Here is an 18607-nt window from a genome sequence, read left to right on the forward strand (position 1 = left end):
CCATGGCGATCGCCGCACGCATACCCGCGCTGCTGCGCGAGCGGTCCTTCCGGCGGTACTGGACCGGACAGACCGTCTCGCTCGTCGGCGACCAGATCTCGCTGATGGCGCTGCCGCTCGCCGCCGTGCTCGTCCTGGGCGCCGACGCGGCCGAGATGGGCTGGCTCAAGACGGCCGAGCTGCTGCCCGCGCTGCTGCTCAACCTGCCGCTCGGGGCCTGGGCCGATCCCCAGGCCCACCGCCGGCGCGCGATGATCGCGGCCGACATCGGCAGGGCGGCGCTGCTGCTGACCCTGCCCGTCGCCCATCTGCTCGGCATGCTGACGCTCGGTCAGCTGTACGCGGTGGCCTTCGGGGTGGGAGCGCTGAGCGTGCTGTTCGAGGCGTGCAACACCACGCTGTTCGTGGCGCTCGTGCCCGCCGAGCGGTATGTGCAGGCGAACTCACTCGTCAACGGCAGCCGTTCGACGGCCTGGCTGGCCGGGCCGGGGATCGGCGGCGTCCTGGTTCAGGTGCTCACGGCGCCGTTCGCGCTGCTGGCGGACGCGCTCACCTACCTGGTCTCGGCCGGTTACCTGGCCAGGATCCGCCCGGTCGAGCCGCCTCCCGCGCCCGTCGAGAAGGGGCACTTCACCGAAGGGCTGCGCTGGGTGCTGCGGGACCCCTCGATGCGCGCGCTGTTCGCCGCGTCGGGCACGGTGCAGTTCTTCAACTACATGTTCCACACCCTCTTCGTCCTCTACGCGACCACCCAACTCGGCCTGAGCGCCGGTGTGCTGGGGGCGCTGCTCGCGGCCGGGGCCGTCGGCGGGCTGATCGGGGCGGCGCTCAGCGGGGCGGTCGTCAGGCGGATCGGCATCGGACCTTCGCTCGTCACCGGCTTCGTGGGCTTCACCCTGCCCCTGCTCCTCATACCGGCCGCGAGCGGTCCGCTGCCGCTGGTCGTCGGCCTGCTCTTCCTCGCCGAGTTCCTGTCCTGCGTCGGCGTGATGCTGGCCGACGTCGCCGGCGGATCGCTCCAGATGGCCTGGATACCCGACGCCGTCCGGTCGCGGGTGATGGGCGCCTACCGGATGCTCAACCACGGTTTCCGTCCGGTCGGCGCGCTCGTCGGCGGGCTGCTCGGCACGGCGCTGGGGTTGCGGCCCACGCTCTGGATCGCGACGGTGGGCGCGCTGTTCGCGGTGCTGTGGCTGCTGCCCTCGCCGGTGTCGCGCCTCCGGGAGCTGCCGGAGCGGCCGCCGGTGGCCGAGCCTGTGTAAGCGTCATCAGGCGGTGGTCACCGGAACCTTTAATTCGGACCTCCGGTAACACTTCCGCCGTTTGCCTCGAACGCCGCAACAGTGATCGAATGAGTATTCGTCAAACGGAAACGTGAGCGGTTCGTCCGGGGGTATGTGCGGTGTTCGGTCTGTTCGGCAGGCGTGGGGCGGGAACCTCTCGGGGCGGCCCGTTCGCGGGGATCGCGCTGCCCGCGTCGGCGGGCGTCCTGAGCTGCCGGGTCCTCGACCCCGTCGACGAGCCGGTCCGCCAGGCCGAGTTCACGCTCTCCGACACGGTCGGCCGCAAGGTCCTCGCCGGCGAGACCGACCCGTACGGCACGGTCCTCGCGACGGTGCCGGCCGGGGAGTACCGGCTCGCGGTCACGGCCGAGGGCTACACCCCGTACCACGGCAACGCCGTCGTCGAGGAGAGCGGTCACGCGGGCCTGGGCGAGGTGCGGCTCCAGGTCGCACCCCAGCAGGCCCTGCCCGAGCCGGGTGACTGGGAGATCGACCCCACGCACTCGCAGATCGGCTTCACCGCGCGGCACATCGGCCTCGCCCGGATCCACGGCCGGTTCAACAGCTTCGCGGGCGCGGTCCGGATCGCCGAGCGCATGGAGCACTCGGCGATGCACGTCGTCATCGACGCCGCCTCCATCGACACCGGCGTCCGGATGCGCGACGACCACCTGCGCTCCGGCGACTTCCTCGACGTCGGCGCGTACCCGACGATGGAGTTCTACAGCGAGCGCTTCGTCCACAGGGGCGGCAGCCGCTGGGCCGTCACCGGCGCGCTCACCCTGCACGGCGTCAGCCGTACGGTCACCCTCGACACCCAGTACCTCGGCCTGGGGAACGGGCTGCAGGGCGAGACCCGCGGCGCCTGCCGGGCGACCACCGAGCTGCACCGCGAGGACTTCACCCTCACCTGGCAGACGCTGCTCGCCCGCGGCATCGCGGCGGTCGGCTCCAGCATCACCATCGACCTGGACGTCCAGATCGTCCCCAAGGCCGCACCGGCGGCCTGAGCCGGCCCTACGGGGCCTCCAGCCAGCCCTCGTACTCGGCGGCCAGCGCGTCGAGCGCCGCCGGGTCGAGACGGCCCTCCGGGTCCTCGACCACCACCAGCCACTGGGCGTCCTCGGCGTCGTCCTCGCCCGCCAGGGCGTCCCGGACCAGCTGGGGCTCCTCGGCGACGCCGAAGCGGTCGGGCAGCTCCTCGGCGACCTCCTCGGCCGCGTCGCGGTCGGGCAGGACCAGTACGTGTCTCACATCGCTCACGTGCACATTCTCGACGACGCCCGGCTGTCGGTGGCGCGTGGGATGCTGGAGCGCGATGGCCACCAAGAAGTCTTCCCCCGACGACCTCCTCGCCCCCGTCACGCTCGCCGTGGGCCAGGAGGACCTGCTGCTGGACCGCGCGGTGCGCGAGGTGGTGGCGGCCGCGCGGGCCGCCGACGCCGACACGGACGTGCGCGACCTCGCCCCCGAACAGCTGCAGCCCGGCGCGCTCGCCGAGCTGACCAGCCCCTCGCTCTTCGCCGAGCGCAAGGTCCTGGTGATGCGGAACGCGCAGGACCTGCCGGCGGAGACGATCAAGGAGATCAAGGCGTATCTCGACGCGCCGGCCGAGGAGATCACCCTCGTGGTGCTGCACGCGGGCGGCGCCAAGGGCAAGGGACTCCTCGACGCGGCCCGCAAGGCGGGCGCGCGGGAGGTGGCCTGCCCGAAGACGACGAAGCCGGCGGAGCGGCTGACGTTCGTGCGGCAGGAGTTCCGGTCGCTCGGCCGTTCGGCCACGCCCGAGGCCTGCCAGGCGCTCGTGGACGCGATCGGCAGCGACCTGCGGGAACTGGCCTCCGCCGTGGCGCAGCTCACCTCGGACGTCGACGGCACCATCGACGAGGCGGTCGTCGGGCGCTACTACACGGGCCGCGCCGAGGCCTCGTCCTTCACCGTCGCGGACCGTGCCGTCGAGGGACGTGCGGCGGAAGCGCTGGAGGCCCTGCGCTGGTCCCTGTCGACCGGTGTCGCGCCCGTCCTCATCACCAGCGCACTCGCCCAGGGCGTCCGGGCGATCGGCAAGCTCTCCTCGGCCCGCGGCGGCCGCCCCGCCGATCTCGCCCGCGAGCTGGGCATGCCCCCCTGGAAGATCGACCGCGTGCGCCAGCAGATGCGCGGCTGGACCCCGGACGGCGTCTCCCTCGCGCTGCGCGCGGTCGCCGAGGCCGACGCGGGCGTCAAGGGCGGCGGCGACGATCCCGAGTACGCCCTGGAGAAGGCCGTCGTCACCATCGCCCGCGCTGCCCGCATGCGACGCGGCTGACACTCGCCCCGCCGCCCCGCCCCGCAGCACCGACGGCGAAGGCCCCGTCGCCTCCTGGGGAAGGAGGGCGGCGGGGCCTTCGTCGTACAACTGGTGTGGCCCGTACACGCGTGGCGAACGCGTCTCGCGTACGGAGCCGGGTGGCCGGCCGGGAGCGGTTAGAGGGCCCGCTGGGTCCCGTACGGCCTGGTCACATCAGAGCTCAGCCCTGGAGGGAGGCAACCTTGGTGGCCAGCGCCGACTTCTTGTTGGCGGCGGCGTTCTTGTGGATGACACCCTTCGAGACAGCCTTGTCGAGCTGACGCGAAGCGGCACGAGCGGCCACGGTGGCCTTCTCGAGGTCGCCGGCGGCGACAGCCTCGCGGGCCTTGCGGATCGCGGTCTTGAGCGACGACTTGACGGCCTTGTTGCGAAGGCGCGCCTTCTCGTTGGTCTTGTTCCGCTTGATCTGGGACTTGATGTTCGCCACGAAAAGAGCCTTTACAGGTTCGATGTTTCTTCAGGATGTGCCGCGCAGCTGAGAGGGCACACGAGACACAGCCGTCCACGATATCAGCCGCTCTCCACACCGCCCAAACCGACCGAGGTCCCGCGGTCATGGGACGATGGAGCCTACGTATCCGTTCTGAACATCGCCCGAGACGAGAACCCTGCGTGCCCGCGACTCCTACCAACGTGCCCGAGCCGAGCCGTACCGACCCGGCTCTGATCCGCAATTTCTGCATCATCGCGCACATCGACCACGGCAAGTCGACGCTTGCCGACCGGATGCTCCAGCTGACCGGTGTGGTCGACCAGCGGCAGATGCGCGCCCAGTACCTCGACCGGATGGACATCGAGCGTGAGCGCGGCATCACGATCAAGTCCCAGGCCGTCCGTCTGCCCTGGGCCCCGACCGAGGGGTCGGAGCAGGGGCGTACGCACATCCTGAACATGATCGACACCCCCGGGCACGTCGACTTCACCTACGAGGTCTCGCGTTCGCTCGCCGCCTGCGAGGGCACGATCCTGCTGGTGGACGCCGCCCAGGGCATCGAGGCGCAGACGCTGGCCAACCTCTACCTGGCGATGGAGAACGACCTCACCATCGTCCCGGTGCTCAACAAGATCGACCTGCCGGCCGCCCAGCCGGAGAAGTTCGCCGAGGAGCTGGCGAACCTCATCGGCTGCCAGCCGGAGGACGTCCTCAAGGTCTCCGCGAAGACCGGCATGGGCGTCGAGGCGCTCCTGGACCGCGTCGTCCGCGACATCCCGGCCCCGGTGGGCGTGAAGGACGCCCCCGCCCGCGCGATGATCTTCGACTCGGTCTACGACTCCTACCGCGGCGTCGTCACGTACGTCCGGGTCGTCGACGGCCAGCTCAACAAGCGCGAGCGCATCCGCATGATGTCGACCGGCGCCACCCACGAGCTCCTGGAGATCGGCACCAACTCGCCGGAGATGCTGCCGGCCGACGGCCTCGGCGTCGGCGAGGTGGGCTACCTCATCACCGGTGTGAAGGACGTCCGGCAGTCCAAGGTCGGTGACACCATCACCTCCCAGGCCAAGGGCGCCGAGGAGGCGCTCGGCGGCTACAAGGACCCGAAGCCGATGGTCTTCTCGGGTCTGTACCCGCTGGACGGCTCGGACTACCCGGAGCTGCGCGACGCGCTCGACAAGCTCCAGCTCAACGACGCCGCGCTGGTCTACGAGCCCGAGACCTCCGCCGCCCTCGGCTTCGGCTTCCGCGTCGGCTTCCTCGGCCTGCTGCACCTGGACGTGATCCGCGAGCGTCTGGAGCGCGAGTTCGGCCTCGACCTGATCGCCACCGCCCCCAACGTGGTCTACCGCGTGGTCATGGAGGACGGCAGCGAGCACACGGTCACCAACCCGAGCGAGTTCCCCGAGGGCAAGATCAACGAGGTGTACGAGCCGGTCGTGCGCGCCACGATCCTCGCGCCCACCGAGTTCATCGGCTCGATCATGGAGCTGTGCCAGAACCGGCGCGGCACCCTCCTCGGCATGGACTACCTCTCCGAGGACCGGGTCGAGATCCGCTACACCCTCCCGCTGGCCGAGATCGTCTTCGACTTCTTCGACCAGCTGAAGTCCAAGACCCGCGGCTACGCCTCGCTCGACTACGAGCCCACCGGCGAGCAGTCCTCCAGCCTGGTCAAGGTCGACATCCTGCTGCACGGCGACAAGGTGGACGCCTTCTCGGCGATCACCCACAAGGACGCCGCCTACGCCTACGGTGTGCGGCTCGTCGCCAAGCTGCGCGAGCTCATCCCGCGGCAGGCCTTCGAGGTGCCCATCCAGGCCGCCATCGGCTCCCGGGTCATCGCCCGCGAGACCATCCGCGCCATCCGCAAGGACGTCCTCGCCAAGTGCTACGGCGGTGACATCTCCCGTAAGCGGAAGCTGCTGGAGAAGCAGAAGGAAGGCAAGAAGCGGATGAAGATGGTCGGTTCGGTGGAGGTGCCGCAGGAGGCCTTCATCGCCGTCCTGTCGAGTGACGAGTCCTCCGCCAAGAGCAAGAAGTAGGCACACGGAAAGGCCCCCGTACCGACGGTACGGGGGCCTGTTTCGTTATATGCAAGCTCTTACGCGCCAGTCTCCGGCGCTCTACTCTGAACCCGCCGCAGGTTACTCGCCAGTTAGTTACGCGTTACGCATCGCCCCCACGCATTGCCCGATCGCCCCGCCTGACCGCACCGCCGCCGCCCGGAGGACGTCGTGAGCGACACACAGACCCTGATCGAGAACCGGCCGCCGTCCGTGGCGGCGCTCTTCCTTGAGCGCGTCGAGCGGACCCCGGACGCCGAGGCCTACCGCTACCCGGTACCCGCCGCCTCCGGCCAGGGTCCCGACGACTGGAAGTCGCTCAGCTGGGCGCAGGCCGCCGAGCGGGTCCACGCCATCGCCGCCGGCCTCATCGACCTCGGCGTCGAGCCCGAGGAGCGGGTCGCCCTCGCCTCCGCGACCCGGGTCGAATGGATCCTCGCCGACCTCGGCGTCATGTGCGCCGGCGCCGCCGTCACCACGGTCTACCCGCAGACCAACGCCGAGGAGTCGGCCTTCATCCTCTCCGACTCCGCCTCGCGCGTACTGATCGCGGAGAACGCCGACCAGCTCGCCAAGGCCGTCGAGCGCCGCGCCGACCTCCCGGAACTCCACCACGTCGTCGTCATCGACCCCGAGGGCGCCGACACCTCCGACGAGTGGGTGCTCACGCTCGCCGAGCTGGAGGCACGCGGCAAGGCGTACCTGGAGAAGCACCCCGAGGTCGTCAAGGAGCGCGTCGGCGCGATCACCTCCGACCAGCTCGCCACCCTCATCTACACCTCCGGCACCACCGGCCGTCCCAAGGGCGTGCGGCTGCGGCACGACAGCTGGTCGTACATGGCGAAGGCCATCGCCGCCACCGGCCTCGTCACCCAGGACGACGTCCAGTACCTGTGGCTGCCGCTCGCCCACGTCTTCGGCAAGGTGCTCACCTCCGGCCAGATCGAGGTCGGTCACGTCACCGCCGTCGACGGCCGCATCGACAAGATCATCGTCAATCTGCCGGTCGTGCAGCCCACCTACATGGCCGCCGTCCCGCGCATCTTCGAGAAGGTCTACAACGGCGTGGCCGCCAAGGCCCGCGAGGGCGGCGGCGCCAAGTACAAGATCTTCCAGTGGGCGGCGGAGGTCGCCCGCGAGTACGCCAAGGTCACCCAGGACAACTTCCGCCGCACCGGCACCGCCTCCGCGCCCTTCGGCCTCACCGCCAAGCACAAGGTCGCCGACGCGCTCGTCTACAAGAAGCTCCGTGAGGCCTTCGGCGGCCGGCTGCGCGCCGCCGTCTCCGGCTCCGTCGCCCTCGCTCCCGAGATCGGCTACTTCTTCTCCGGCGCCGGCATCCACATCCTGGAGGGCTACGGCCTGACGGAGTCCTCCGCCGCCTCCTTCGTCAACCCGGGCGAGGCGTACCGCACCGGCACCGTCGGCAAGCCGCTGCCCGGCACCGAGGTCCGCATCGCCGACGACGGCGAGATCCTGCTCCGCAGCCCCGGCATCATGGAGGGCTACCACGGCCTCCCGGAGAAGACCGCCGAGGTCCTGGAGTCCGACGGCTGGTTCCACACCGGCGACATCGGCGAGCTGTCCGCCGACGGCTACCTGCGGATCACCGACCGCAAGAAGGACCTGTTCAAGACCTCCGGCGGCAAGTACATCGCCCCGACGGAGATCGAGGGCCAGTTCAAGGCCGTCTGCCCGTTCGTCTCGAACATCGTGGTGCTCGGCGCCGACCGGAACTACTGCTCCGCCCTCATCGCCCTCGACGAGCCGTCCATCCTGAGCTGGGCCGCCGAGCACGACCTCGCCGGCAAGTCCTACGCGGAGGTCGTCGCCGCCCCGCAGACCGAGAAGCTCATCGAGGGCTACGTCTCCCGCCTCAACGAGGGCCTGCAGCGCTGGCAGACGATCAAGAAGTTCCGCCTGCTGCCGCGCGACCTCGACGTCGAGCACGGCGAGCTCACGCCGAGCCTGAAGATGAAGCGGCCGGTCGTCGAGCGGACCTACCAGCACCTGATCGACGAGATGTACGAGGGAGCGCGGGAGGCCTGACCTGCGGACACCGCGTTCGGCGCGGAGTTATCCACAGGTTCGCCGGCACTGTCGGGCAGTACGGGACAATGGCTTCATGCCTTCCGTACTGCCCGATGGTGAGCCCATGCCCGAGGACGGAGCGCTGCCCGCGAGCGCCCTGCGAGGGGCCGGGGAGCGTCCGCTCGGGTTCTACCTGCACGTGCCGTACTGCGCCACGCGGTGCGGTTACTGCGACTTCAACACGTACACCGCGAGCGAGCTGCGCGGTGCCGGAGGCGTGCTCGCGTCCCGGGAGAACTACGCGGGGCAGGTCGCGGAGGAGATACGACTCGCCCGCAAGGTGCTCGGCGACGACCCGCGGCCGGTGCGGACCGTCTTCGTCGGCGGCGGCACGCCCACGCTGCTCGACGCGGCGGACCTGGTGGCGATGCTGTCGGTCATCCGGGACGAGTTCGGGCTCGCCGACGACGCCGAGGTGACGACGGAGGCGAACCCGGAGTCGGTCGGCCCCGCGTATCTGGAGGAGCTGCGGGCCGGCGGCTTCAACCGGATCTCGTTCGGCATGCAGAGCGCCCGGCAGCACGTGCTGAAGATCCTCGACCGCAGCCACACCCCGGGCCGCCCCGAGGCGTGCGTCGCGGAGGCGCGGGCGGCGGGCTTCGAGCACGTGAACCTGGACCTGATCTACGGCACGCCCGGCGAGTCCGACGAGGACTGGCGGGCGTCGCTGGAGGCGGCGCTCGGCGCCGGACCCGACCACATCAGCGCCTACGCGCTGATCGTGGAGGAGGGCACCCAGCTGGCCCGGCGCATCCGCCGCGGCGAGATACCGATGACCGACGACGACGTCCACGCCGACCGGTACCTGATGACGGAGGAGGCGCTGTCCGGGGCGGGCTTCGATTGGTACGAGGTGTCCAACTGGGCCACCTCGGAGGCCGGCCGCTGCCTCCACAACGAGCTGTACTGGCGCGGCGCCGACTGGTGGGGTGCCGGGCCCGGCGCGCACAGCCACGTGGGCGGGGTCCGCTGGTGGAACGTCAAGCACCCCGGCGCGTATGCCGCGGCGCTGGGCGAGGGACGGTCACCGGGAGCCGGACGCGAGGTCCTGTCGGACGAGGACCGGCGGGTGGAGCGGGTCCTGCTGGAGCTGCGGCTGCGGGAGGGCGTCGAGCTGGGCCTGCTGAAGCCGGCGGGCCTGGCCGCCTCCCGGAAGGCCCTGGACGACGGTCTCCTCGACCCCGGCCCGTACGCCGACGGCCGCGCGGTCCTGACCCTCCGCGGCCGCCTCCTGGCCGACGCGGTGGTCCGCGACCTGGTGGACTAGGGCCTGTCCGGCGGACCATGGCCGTGTCCGCGGCATCGGCGCCCGTCCGCCGGGCCCGCGCCCTGTCTCACCCCCGTACGGGCCCGCGTCCCGCAGGCCGGCGCCCGTCCGCCGGGCCCGCGCCGTATCCCATCCTCCGTGTGGGCATTCGTCCCGCTGGGGCGGGACGGGTGGGCACACGGGACGGCGCCCTTGGCGGGCGCCTCCGCCTTCTGCACCTGCCCGCACCACCAGGGCGCCGCGCCCTACGGGTGACCGTCCAGGCGCGGGGGCCTAGGCCCGGCAAGGGGCGCCGTCCCGTTGTGCCCACCCGTCCCGCCCTGCGGGACGAATGCCCACAACGGGGGGCGGTGGGCGCTGGCCCGGGCGGGTGGGCACCGCCTTGCGGGGTGGTGGTCTGCGACGGAGGGTGGCGGCGGCGTCGCCCGGGCACGGGGCTGCACGCCCTGCAGGACGGATGCCCACAACGGGGGGTGGCGGTGGCGTCGCCCGGGCACGGGGTTGCACGCCTGCAGGACGGATGCCCACAACGGGGGGCGGTGGGCGTCGCCCGGGCAGGTGGGCACCGCATTGCGGGGTGGTGGTCCGCGACGGGTGCTGCCCGGGGGCTGACGGGGGCTGCCCGGGGCTAGGGGGTCGTGACGAAGTCGATCAGTTCTTCCACGTGGCCCAGGAGTTCCGGTTCCAGGTCCTTGTAGGAGGTCACCTTCGACAGGATGTGCTGCCAGGCGGCGCCCGTGTTCTCCGGCCAGCCGAGAGCGCGGCAGACGCCGGTCTTCCAGTCCTGGCCGCGGGGGACGGTGGGCCAGGCGGGGATGCCGAGGGAGGCGGGCTTCACGGCCTGCCAGACGTCGATGTAGGGGTGGCCGACGACCAGGACGTCGGGCGAGGTGACCCGCGCGGCGATCCGGGACTCCTTGGAGCCCGTCACCAGGTGGTCGACCAGGACGCCCAGCCGGGCGTCCGGCCCCGGGGCGAACTCGGCCACGATCGCCGGGAGGTCGTCGACGCCCTCCAGGTACTCCACCACCACGCCCTCGATGCGCAGGTCGTCGCCCCAGACCCGTTCCACCAGCTCCGCGTCGTGCCGGCCCTCCACGTAGATGCGGCCCGCACGGGCGATCCGGGCCCGGGCGCCCGGGACGGCGATCGAGCCGGAGGCGGTACGGGCGGGGCGCGCCGGTGCCGGGCGCGAGGGGCGGACCAGGGTGACCGTGCGGCCCTCCAGGAGGAAGCCGCGCGGTTCCATCGGGAAGACCCGGTGCTTGCCGAAGCGGTCCTCCAGGGTCACCGTGCCCGCCTCGCAGCGGATCACCGCCCCGCAGAAGCCCGTCGTCACCTCCTCGACCACCAGGTCACGGTCCGCCGGGACCTCCGGGACGGGCGCCGAACGCTTCCACGGCGGCGTCAGGTCGGGGTTGTAGCTCCGCATGGGCTCGATTCTGTCCGGTCAGGCGGCGGAAGCGCAGGCGAGGGGGCGTCAGATCCCCTCTGTCGCCCGGCATTCGGGCGACGTTACGACACCTCGAAGCGGCGTGCCAGCTCATCCCGCTGGCGTCGCACGAAGTCAGCGTCCACCACCGCGCCGTGCCCCGGCACGTACACCGCGTCCTCGCCGCCCAGGGACAGCAGACGGTCGAGGGCGGCCGGCCAGCGCGACGGGATCGCGTCCGGCCCCGCCTGGGGCTCGCCCGACTCCTCCACCAGGTCCCCGCAGAAGACGATCTCGCGCTCCCCGGACACGAGCAGGGCCAGATCGTGACCCGAGTGGCCCGGACCGACGTTCGCGAGAAGGACCTGGCGACCGCCCAGGTCGAGGGTCCACTCGCCGGTCACGGTGTGCCGCGGCGCCACCAGGACCTCGGCGGCCTCCGCCGCGGCCCCCTCGTCCACCCCCTGCCGTACCGCGTCCTCGCGCAGCGCCTCGCGGTCCCGCGGCAGCAGCGTGTCCATGCCCACCGCCCCGAAGACCTCGGCGCCTGCGAACACCGCCGTGCCGAGCACATGGTCGAAATGGGGGTGACTCAGTGCGACATGCGTCACCCTCCGGCCGCCCGTGAGCGCCGCCACCTGCGACCGCAGCTCGGCGCCCTGCGCGAGCGTGGCGCCCGTGTCGTACAGCAGGACCGCGTCCCGCCCGATGACCAGGCCCGACGTGGCGTCCCAGCCCGCCAGCCGGCACCTCCCCACGCCGTTCCCGAGCCGTTCCCACCCGTACGCTTCCCAGTCCAAGTCCATGGCGTGACGCTAACCGCTCCGAGCCCGCCTCCTTGCCAGGAGCGACGTGGGCCGCCGTACACTGGCCGGGGGATTCCTGGCACTCGAACAGGGCGAGTGCCAAAACCGGAGCAACCGGAACCGGATCGACAGCTGGAGGTGCGCACGATGCTCAGCGAACGCAGGCTCGAGGTGCTGCGCGCCATCGTCCAGGACTACGTCGGGACGGAGGAGCCGGTCGGCTCGAAGGCGCTCACCGAGCGGCACAAGCTGGGTGTCTCGCCCGCCACCGTCCGCAACGACATGGCGGTCCTCGAGGAGGAGGGCTACATCGCCCAGCCCCACACCAGCGCCGGACGCATCCCCACCGACAAGGGCTACCGGCTGTTCGTCGACCGGCTGGCCGGCGTCAAGCCCCTGTCGACGCCCGAGCGGCGGGCGATCCACAACTTCCTCGACGGAGCCGTCGACCTCGACGACGTCGTCGGCCGCACGGTCCGGCTGCTCGCGCAGCTGACCCGGCAGGTCGCCGTCGTGCAGTACCCCTCGCTGACCCGTTCGACGGTCAGGCACGTGGAACTGCTGTCGCTGGCGCCCGCCCGGCTGATGCTGGTGCTGATCACCGACACCGGCCGGGTCGAGCAGCGGGTCGTCGACTGCCCGGCACCCTTCGGCGAGACCTCCCTCGCCGATCTGCGGGCCCGGCTCAACAGCCGCGTCGTCGGCCGCCGCTTCGCGGACGTGCCGCAGCTGGTGCAGGACCTGCCCGAGTCCTTCGAGGACATCGAGGACCGCGGCACGGTCTCGACCGTGCTCGCGACCCTGCTCGAAACCCTGGTGGAGGAGCAGGAGGAGCGGCTGGTGATCGGCGGAACCGCCAATCTGACCCGCTTCGGACATGACTTCCCCCTCACGATCAGGCCCGTCCTGGAGGCTCTTGAGGAGCACGTGGTGCTCCTCAAGCTCCTCGGCGAGGCCAAGGAATCCGGCATGACCGTACGCATCGGGCACGAGAACGGCCACGAGGGCCTGACCTCCACGTCCGTCGTCTCGGTCGGCTACGGTTCCGGCGGCGAGGCAGTCGCCAAACTCGGCGTGGTCGGACCGACCCGCATGGACTACCCCGGAACGATGGGAGCGGTACGCGCAGTGGCACGTTACGTCGGACAGATCCTGGCGGAGTCGTAAGTGGCCACGGACTACTACGCCGTACTCGGCGTGCGCCGAGACGCGTCCCAGGACGAGATCAAGAAGGCCTTCCGCCGGCTCGCCCGTGAGCTTCACCCGGACGTGAACCCGGACCCGAAGACGCAGGAGCGGTTCAAGGAGATCAACGCCGCCTACGAGGTGTTGTCGGACCCGCAGAAGAAGCAGGTCTACGACCTCGGCGGCGACCCGCTCTCCTCGTCCGGCGGCGGCGGGGCCGGCGGCTTCGGCGCGGGCGGCTTCGGCAACTTCTCGGACATCATGGACGCCTTCTTCGGTACGGCGTCCCAGCGCGGCCCGCGCTCGCGTACCCGGCGCGGCCAGGACGCGATGATCCGCCTGGAGGTCACCCTCGACGAGGCCGCCTTCGGCACCACCAAGGACATCCAGGTCGACACGGCCGTCGTCTGCACCACCTGCTCCGGAGAGGGCGCCGCGCCCGGCACCTCCGCGCAGACCTGTGACATGTGCCGCGGCCGCGGTGAGGTCTCCCAGGTCACGCGGTCCTTCCTCGGCCAGGTCATGACCTCCCGCCCCTGCCCGCAGTGCCAGGGCTTCGGCACCGTCGTCCCGACCCCGTGCCCCGAGTGCGCGGGCGACGGCCGGGTCCGTTCCCGCCGCACGCTCACGGTCAAGATCCCGGCAGGTGTCGACAACGGCACCCGGATCCAGCTGGCGGGCGAGGGCGAGGTCGGCCCGGGCGGCGGCCCGGCCGGCGACCTGTACGTCGAGATCCACGAGACCCCGCACGAGGTCTTCCAGCGGCGCGGCGACGACCTGCACTGCACCGTCACGCTCCCGATGACGGCGGCCGCCCTCGGCACGAAGGTGCAGCTCCAGACGCTCGACGGTCCGGAGGACGTCGACATCCGTCCGGGCACCCAGTCCGGCCAGTCGATCCCGCTGCACGGCCGCGGTGTCACCCACCTCCGCGGCAACGGCCGGGGCGACCTGATCGTCCACGTCGAGGTCCAGACCCCGACGAAGCTCGACCCGGAGCAGGAGCGCCTTCTGCGCGAGCTGTCGAAGCTCCGCGGCGAGGAGCGCCCCCAGGGTCAGTTCCAGCCCGGTCAGCAGGGGCTGTTCTCGCGGCTGAAGGACGCGTTCAACGGGCGGTAGTCGCGCTGCCGGGGGTCGGGGATCGCCCCCCGGGCCAGCTGAGCCGAGGACGTGAGCGACGGGCGTCCCGCACTGGTGCGGGGCGCCCGTCGTGTTTCGGCCCGGCCGTGGCGGCATGACACGATGCCTGCATGTCCACCGCACTGAACGATCTCTCGCGTTTCCCGATCGTGCAGGCCCCCATGGCGGGTGGCGCCTCCTGTCCCGAGCTCGTCGGTGCCGTGTGCGAGGCCGGGGCGCTCGGGTTCCTGGCCGGCGGGTACAAGACCGCCGGCGGGCTCTACCAGGAGATCAAGCAGGTCCGCGGACTCACCGCACGGCCCTTCGGGGTCAACCTCTTCATGCCGCCGGGCGGGCTGCCCGCCGACCGGGCCGCCGTCGAGGTGTACGGACACCAGCTGGCCGGCGAGTCCGGCTGGTACGAGACCGCGCTCGGCGATCCCGACCAGGGCCGTGACGACGCGTACGACGCCAAGCTGGCGATCCTGCTCGACGACCCCGTGCCCGTCGTCTCGTTCACCTTCGGCTGCCCCGATCGTGACGCGCTCGACGCCTTCACCCGGGCCGGTACGTTCACGATCGTCACCGTCACGTCCGTCGAGGAGGCCCGGACCGCCGAGCGGGCCGGCGCGGACGCCGTCTGCGTGCAGGGCGTCGAGGCGGGCGGGCACCAGGGCACCCACCGCGACGACCCGGCCGCCGGGCCCGGCGACGCCGGCGGCGGCCGGGGGCTGCTCGCGCTGCTGACCGAGGTCCGCGAACACGTCCGGCTGCCGATCGTCGCGACCGGCGGCATCATGCGCGGCCGGCAGATAGCCGCCGCCCTCGCGGCGGGCGCCGACGCCGCCCAGCTCGGCACCGCGTTCCTCGTCTGCCCCGAGTCCGGCGCGCATCCGCTGCACAAGCGGGCCATGACCGACCCGCTGTTCACCCACACCGAGCTCACCCGGGCCTTCTCCGGTCGGCCGGCGCGCGGTCTGGTGAACCGTTTCCTGCGCGAGCACGGGCCGTACGCCCCCGCCGCCTACCCCGAGGTCCACCACCTCACCGCCCCGCTGCGCAAGGCCGCCGCGACCGCCGGGGACCCGCAGGGCATGGCCCTGTGGGCCGGGCAGGGCCACCGCCTCGCCCGCGAGCTGCCGGCCGGCCGGCTCGTCGAGGTGCTGGCCGCCGAGCTCACCACCGCGCTCAACGATCTCGTCCAGAGGAACCAGACATGACCGCACCCGTCTTCGTCGTCGACACCGTCCCCGCCCCCGGAGGTTTCCTCCTCGACGGGCCCGAGGGCCGGCACGCCGTGTCCGTGAAGCGGCTGCGCGCCGGGGAGGAGCTGGTGCTCACCGACGGCCGGGGCGGCTGGGCCGAGTGCGTGGTCGCCGCCGCCGAGGGCAAGGACCAGCTGACGGTCGAGGTGACCGCCGTCCACGAGGAGCCCGGGCCCGCGCCCCGCGTGACCGTCGTCCAGGCCCTCCCCAAGGGGGACCGCGGCGAGCTGGCCGTCGAGACCATGACGGAGACGGGCGTCGACGCGATCGTGCCGTGGGCCGCGTCGCGCTGCATCACCCAGTGGAAGGGCGACCGCGGCCTGAAGGCCCTCGCGAAGTGGCGGGCGACCGCCCGCGAGGCGGGCAAGCAGTCGCGTCGCACCCGCTTCCCCGAGGTCGCGGAGCTCATGACGGGCAAGCAGGTCGCCGCGTTCCTCGCGGAGGCCGACTTCGCCGCCGTCCTGCACGAGGACCGCGACCACCCGAGCGGCGCCCTGGCGACCGCCGAACTGCCCGCGACGGGCTCGATCGTCCTCGTCGTCGGACCCGAAGGCGGCGTCTCCCCGGAGGAGTTGGCGCTGTTCGAGGAGGCCGGCGCCAGGCCGTACCGCCTTGGGCCGAGTGTTCTGCGCACCTCCACGGCGGGCACGGCGGCCGCGGCGCTCGTCCTCGGGCGGACCGGTCGCTGGTCGTGAGCGACGCCGCCCGGACGTGGCCGGGACGGTGGTCCTGAGCACTGTCCGACCGCACCGATAGCATGCGCGTGTACGGATGATCGACGGAGGCGAGGAGGCCCGGGCCATGGCCGGAGAGCCGCAGAGCGACTGCCTGTTCTGCAAGATCGCGGAGGGGGACGTCCCGGCGACGATCGTGCGCGCGACGGAGACGACCGTCGCGTTCCGCGACATCAACCCGCAGGCGCCGACGCACGTCCTCGTCATCCCGCGCCTGCACTACCCGGACGCCGCCTCCCTCGCCGCCGCCGCGCCGACCGTGGCCGCCGACATACTGCGTGAGGCCGGCGAGGTCGCGGCGCAGGAGAAGGTCGACGGCAGCGGGTTCCGGATCGTGTTCAACACGGGCACCGGCGCCGGTCAGACCGTCTTCCACGCCCACGCGCACGTTCTCGGCGGCCGTGGCCTCAACTGGCCGCCCGGGTAACCCGGACGGACCGGACGGAGTCAGAACCCTTGTCCGTACGCGAACTGGTCGTCCTCGGCACGGCCAGCCAGGTCCCGACCCGGCACCGCAACCACAACGGCTATCTGCTGCGCTGGGACGGCCACGGCATCCTCTTCGACCCCGGTGAGGGCACGCAGCGGCAGATGCTCAGGGCCGGGGTCGCGGCGCACGACCTGAACCGGATCTGCGTCACGCACTTCCACGGCGACCACTCGCTCGGCCTGGCCGGGGTGATCCAGCGGATCAACCTCGACCAGGTGCCGCACCAGGTCACCGCGCACTACCCGGCGAGCGGGCAGCGCTTCTTCGAGCGGCTGCGGTACGCGACGGCCTATCGCGAGACGGTGAAGCTGACCGAGGCGCCGGTGGCGGCCGACGGGCCGCTGGCCGTCACCGGCGCGTTCACGCTCGACGCGCGCCGGCTGTCCCACCCCGTGGAGTCGTACGGCTACCGGCTGACCGAGCCCGACGGGCGCCGCATCATGCCCGAGCGGCTGGCCGCGCACGGCATCGCGGGCCCCGACGTGGGTCGGCTCCAGCGGGAGGGCGTCCTGAACGGCGTCACGCTGGAGGACGTGAGCGAGGTGCGGCGCGGGCAGCGGTTCGCGTTCGTCATGGACACCCGGCTGTGCGACGGGGTGTACGCGCTCGCCGAGGGCGCGGACATGCTCGTCATCGAGTCGACCTTCCTCGACGAGGACGTCCAGCTCGCCGTGGACCACGGGCACCTGACGGCCGGCCAGGCCGCGGCGGTGGCCCGGGACGCGGGCGTGCGGCACCTCGTCCTGACGCACTTCTCGCAGCGGTACGCGGACCCTGAGGAGTTCGAGCGGCAGGCGCGGGCCGCCGGGTTCGAGGGGGAGCTGAGCATCGCGCAGGACCTGATGAGGGTCCCCGTACCGAAGAGATAGCCCCCCGTACCACCGCACAGACAGACCGGGAACCATGCCTGTACCCAAGGCCGAACTGCACCTCCACATCGAAGGCACCCTCGAACCAGAGCTCGCGTTCGCGCTCGCCGCGCGCAACGGCGTGACGCTGCCGTACGCCGACACGGCGGCGCTGCGCGAGGCCTACCGCTTCAGCGACCTGCAGTCCTTCCTGGACCTGTACTACAGCGTGCTGGCGGTGCTGCGCACCGCGGACGACTTCACGGAACTCGCCGACGCGTACCTGGCGCGGGCGGCGCAGCAGGGCGTGCGGCACGCCGAGATCTTCTTCGACCCGCAGGCGCACATCGCGCGGGGCGTGCCGATGGGCGTGGTCGTGGAGGGGCTCGGCGCGGCGCTCGACCGCGCGGAGGAGCGGCACGGGATCTCCACCCGGCTCATCATGTGCTTCCTGCGCGACGAGCCGGCCGAGTCGGCGATGGCCACGCTGGACGCCGCGAAGCCGTATCTCGACCGCATCACCGGGGTCGGCCTGGACTCCGCGGAGGTCGGGCATCCGCCGGCGAAGTTCCGCGAGGTGTACGCGGAGGCCGCGCGGCTCGGTCTGCGGCGGGTCGCCCACGCGGGCGAGGAAGGCCCGGCGGAGTACATCCGCGAGGCGCTCGACGTGCTGGGCGTCGAGCGCGTCGACCACGGCCTGCGCTGCCTGGAGGACCCGTCGCTGGTCGAGCGCCTGGTCCGCGAGCGGGTGCCGCTGACGCTGTGTCCGTTGTCGAACGTGCGGCTGCGGGCGGTCGACGTGCTCGAGTCGCACCCGCTGCGGTCGATGCTGGAGGCCGGGCTCGTGGCGACGGTCAACTCCGACGATCCGGCGTACTTCGGCGGTTACGCGGGCGACAACTTCGACGCGGTGCGCGAGGCGTTGGGGCTCGGGCCCGAGGACCTGAGGACGCTCGCTCGGAACTCGTTCCTGGCGTCCTTCCTGGAGGACGACGAGGTGCGGCGGGAGCGGTACCTGGCGGAGGTCGAGGCGTACGAGTTCGGCGCGGGCGGAGCGTAGGCGCAAGCGGGGGGGCGGAGGCGGGGCGCCTGCGGCGGGCCATTCCCCACCCCGCCCCTTCCCGAACCGGGGCTCCGCCCCGGACCCCGCGCCTCAAGCGCCGGCGGGGCTGGATGTGGCCCGTGGGGTGGGCGTAGCGGCGGGGCGGCGCAGGTGGGGCGCGGGGCTGAACGGG

17 protein-coding genes are annotated in these 18607 nt (G+C 72.1%); 13 read left to right on the top strand and 4 right to left on the bottom strand.

What is annotated here, in order from left to right; genetic code table 11:
- The first annotated feature begins 2 nt into the window (after positions 1 to 2).
- Positions 3 to 1262, top strand: a complete 1260-nt coding sequence (locus ACFVGS_RS10405; protein ID WP_385692163.1) for an MFS transporter — start codon at positions 3 to 5, stop codon at positions 1260 to 1262.
- A gap of 140 nt (positions 1263 to 1402) precedes the next feature.
- Positions 1403 to 2293: a YceI family protein gene (locus ACFVGS_RS10410; protein WP_384416731.1), complete on the top strand. Its 891-nt coding sequence runs from the start codon at positions 1403 to 1405 to the stop codon at positions 2291 to 2293.
- Between the two features lie 7 nt (positions 2294 to 2300).
- Here the strand turns inward: ACFVGS_RS10410 and ACFVGS_RS10415 are convergent, their stop codons facing one another.
- Complete coding sequence (locus ACFVGS_RS10415; protein ID WP_384416733.1) at positions 2301 to 2546, bottom strand: hypothetical protein; 246 nt, start codon at positions 2544 to 2546, stop codon at positions 2301 to 2303.
- A 55-nt stretch (positions 2547 to 2601) separates the two neighbouring features.
- Here ACFVGS_RS10415 and holA point away from each other — a divergent pair, with 55 nt between their 5' ends.
- Positions 2602 to 3591, top strand: a complete 990-nt coding sequence (holA, locus tag ACFVGS_RS10420) for a DNA polymerase III subunit delta (RefSeq protein WP_384416736.1) — start codon at positions 2602 to 2604, stop codon at positions 3589 to 3591.
- Between the two features lie 202 nt (positions 3592 to 3793).
- On the opposite strand, the gene rpsT is transcribed toward holA, so the two are convergent.
- Complete coding sequence (rpsT, locus tag ACFVGS_RS10425) at positions 3794 to 4060, bottom strand: 30S ribosomal protein S20 (RefSeq protein WP_030211082.1); 267 nt, start codon at positions 4058 to 4060, stop codon at positions 3794 to 3796.
- A gap of 185 nt (positions 4061 to 4245) precedes the next feature.
- Between rpsT and lepA the strand changes: the two genes are divergently transcribed.
- The 3 genes from lepA to hemW all read left to right on the top strand — a co-directional run bounded on the left by lepA (position 4246) and on the right by hemW (position 9493).
- A complete protein-coding gene (lepA, locus tag ACFVGS_RS10430; protein ID WP_384416738.1) occupies positions 4246 to 6114 on the top strand; it encodes a translation elongation factor 4 in 1869 nt (622 codons plus the stop codon).
- Between the two features lie 192 nt (positions 6115 to 6306).
- Positions 6307 to 8184, top strand: coding sequence for an AMP-dependent synthetase/ligase (locus ACFVGS_RS10435; protein WP_384416741.1), 1878 nt, complete (start codon positions 6307 to 6309; stop codon positions 8182 to 8184).
- 76 nt (positions 8185 to 8260) lie between these two features.
- Positions 8261 to 9493 (top strand): radical SAM family heme chaperone HemW, encoded by a 1233-nt coding sequence (gene hemW, locus ACFVGS_RS10440; RefSeq protein WP_385692166.1) that lies wholly within the window; start codon positions 8261 to 8263, stop codon positions 9491 to 9493.
- Positions 9494 to 10121: 628 nt separating this feature from the next.
- On the opposite strand, the gene ACFVGS_RS10445 is transcribed toward hemW, so the two are convergent.
- Both ACFVGS_RS10445 and ACFVGS_RS10450 read right to left on the bottom strand, forming a co-directional pair.
- A complete protein-coding gene (locus tag ACFVGS_RS10445; RefSeq protein WP_385692168.1) occupies positions 10122 to 10925 on the bottom strand; it encodes a DUF3097 domain-containing protein in 804 nt (267 codons plus the stop codon).
- Positions 10926 to 11008: 83 nt separating this feature from the next.
- Entirely contained in the window at positions 11009 to 11731 is a 723-nt protein-coding gene (locus ACFVGS_RS10450) for an MBL fold metallo-hydrolase (RefSeq protein WP_384416750.1), read from the bottom strand.
- A gap of 147 nt (positions 11732 to 11878) precedes the next feature.
- Here ACFVGS_RS10450 and hrcA point away from each other — a divergent pair, with 147 nt between their 5' ends.
- The 7 genes from hrcA to ACFVGS_RS10485 all read left to right on the top strand — a co-directional run bounded on the left by hrcA (position 11879) and on the right by ACFVGS_RS10485 (position 18432).
- Positions 11879 to 12898, top strand: a complete 1020-nt coding sequence (gene hrcA, locus ACFVGS_RS10455) for a heat-inducible transcriptional repressor HrcA (RefSeq protein ID WP_384416753.1) — start codon at positions 11879 to 11881, stop codon at positions 12896 to 12898.
- Positions 12899 to 14035: a molecular chaperone DnaJ gene (gene dnaJ / locus ACFVGS_RS10460; RefSeq protein WP_384416756.1), complete on the top strand. Its 1137-nt coding sequence runs from the start codon at positions 12899 to 12901 to the stop codon at positions 14033 to 14035.
- A gap of 131 nt (positions 14036 to 14166) precedes the next feature.
- Positions 14167 to 15255: a nitronate monooxygenase gene (locus tag ACFVGS_RS10465; protein ID WP_385692170.1), complete on the top strand. Its 1089-nt coding sequence runs from the start codon at positions 14167 to 14169 to the stop codon at positions 15253 to 15255.
- The gene (locus tag ACFVGS_RS10470) at positions 15252 to 15995 is read left to right on the top strand and encodes a 16S rRNA (uracil(1498)-N(3))-methyltransferase (RefSeq protein WP_385692172.1); all 744 of its coding nucleotides are present in this window, start codon (positions 15252 to 15254) and stop codon (positions 15993 to 15995) included. Before ACFVGS_RS10465 ends, ACFVGS_RS10470 begins: the two co-directional genes overlap by 4 nt.
- A gap of 106 nt (positions 15996 to 16101) precedes the next feature.
- The gene (locus ACFVGS_RS10475) at positions 16102 to 16461 is read left to right on the top strand and encodes a histidine triad nucleotide-binding protein (protein WP_384416831.1); all 360 of its coding nucleotides are present in this window, start codon (positions 16102 to 16104) and stop codon (positions 16459 to 16461) included.
- 29 nt (positions 16462 to 16490) lie between these two features.
- On the top strand, positions 16491 to 17393 hold the full coding sequence (locus ACFVGS_RS10480) for a ribonuclease Z (RefSeq protein ID WP_384416764.1): 903 nt from the start codon (positions 16491 to 16493) through the stop codon (positions 17391 to 17393).
- A 34-nt stretch (positions 17394 to 17427) separates the two neighbouring features.
- Positions 17428 to 18432, top strand: coding sequence for an adenosine deaminase (locus tag ACFVGS_RS10485; RefSeq protein WP_384416767.1), 1005 nt, complete (start codon positions 17428 to 17430; stop codon positions 18430 to 18432).
- Positions 18433 to 18607 lie beyond the last annotated feature (175 nt).

The organism is Streptomyces sp. NPDC127114, from assembly GCF_042677525.1.
GTDB lineage: Bacteria > Actinomycetota > Actinomycetes > Streptomycetales > Streptomycetaceae > Streptomyces.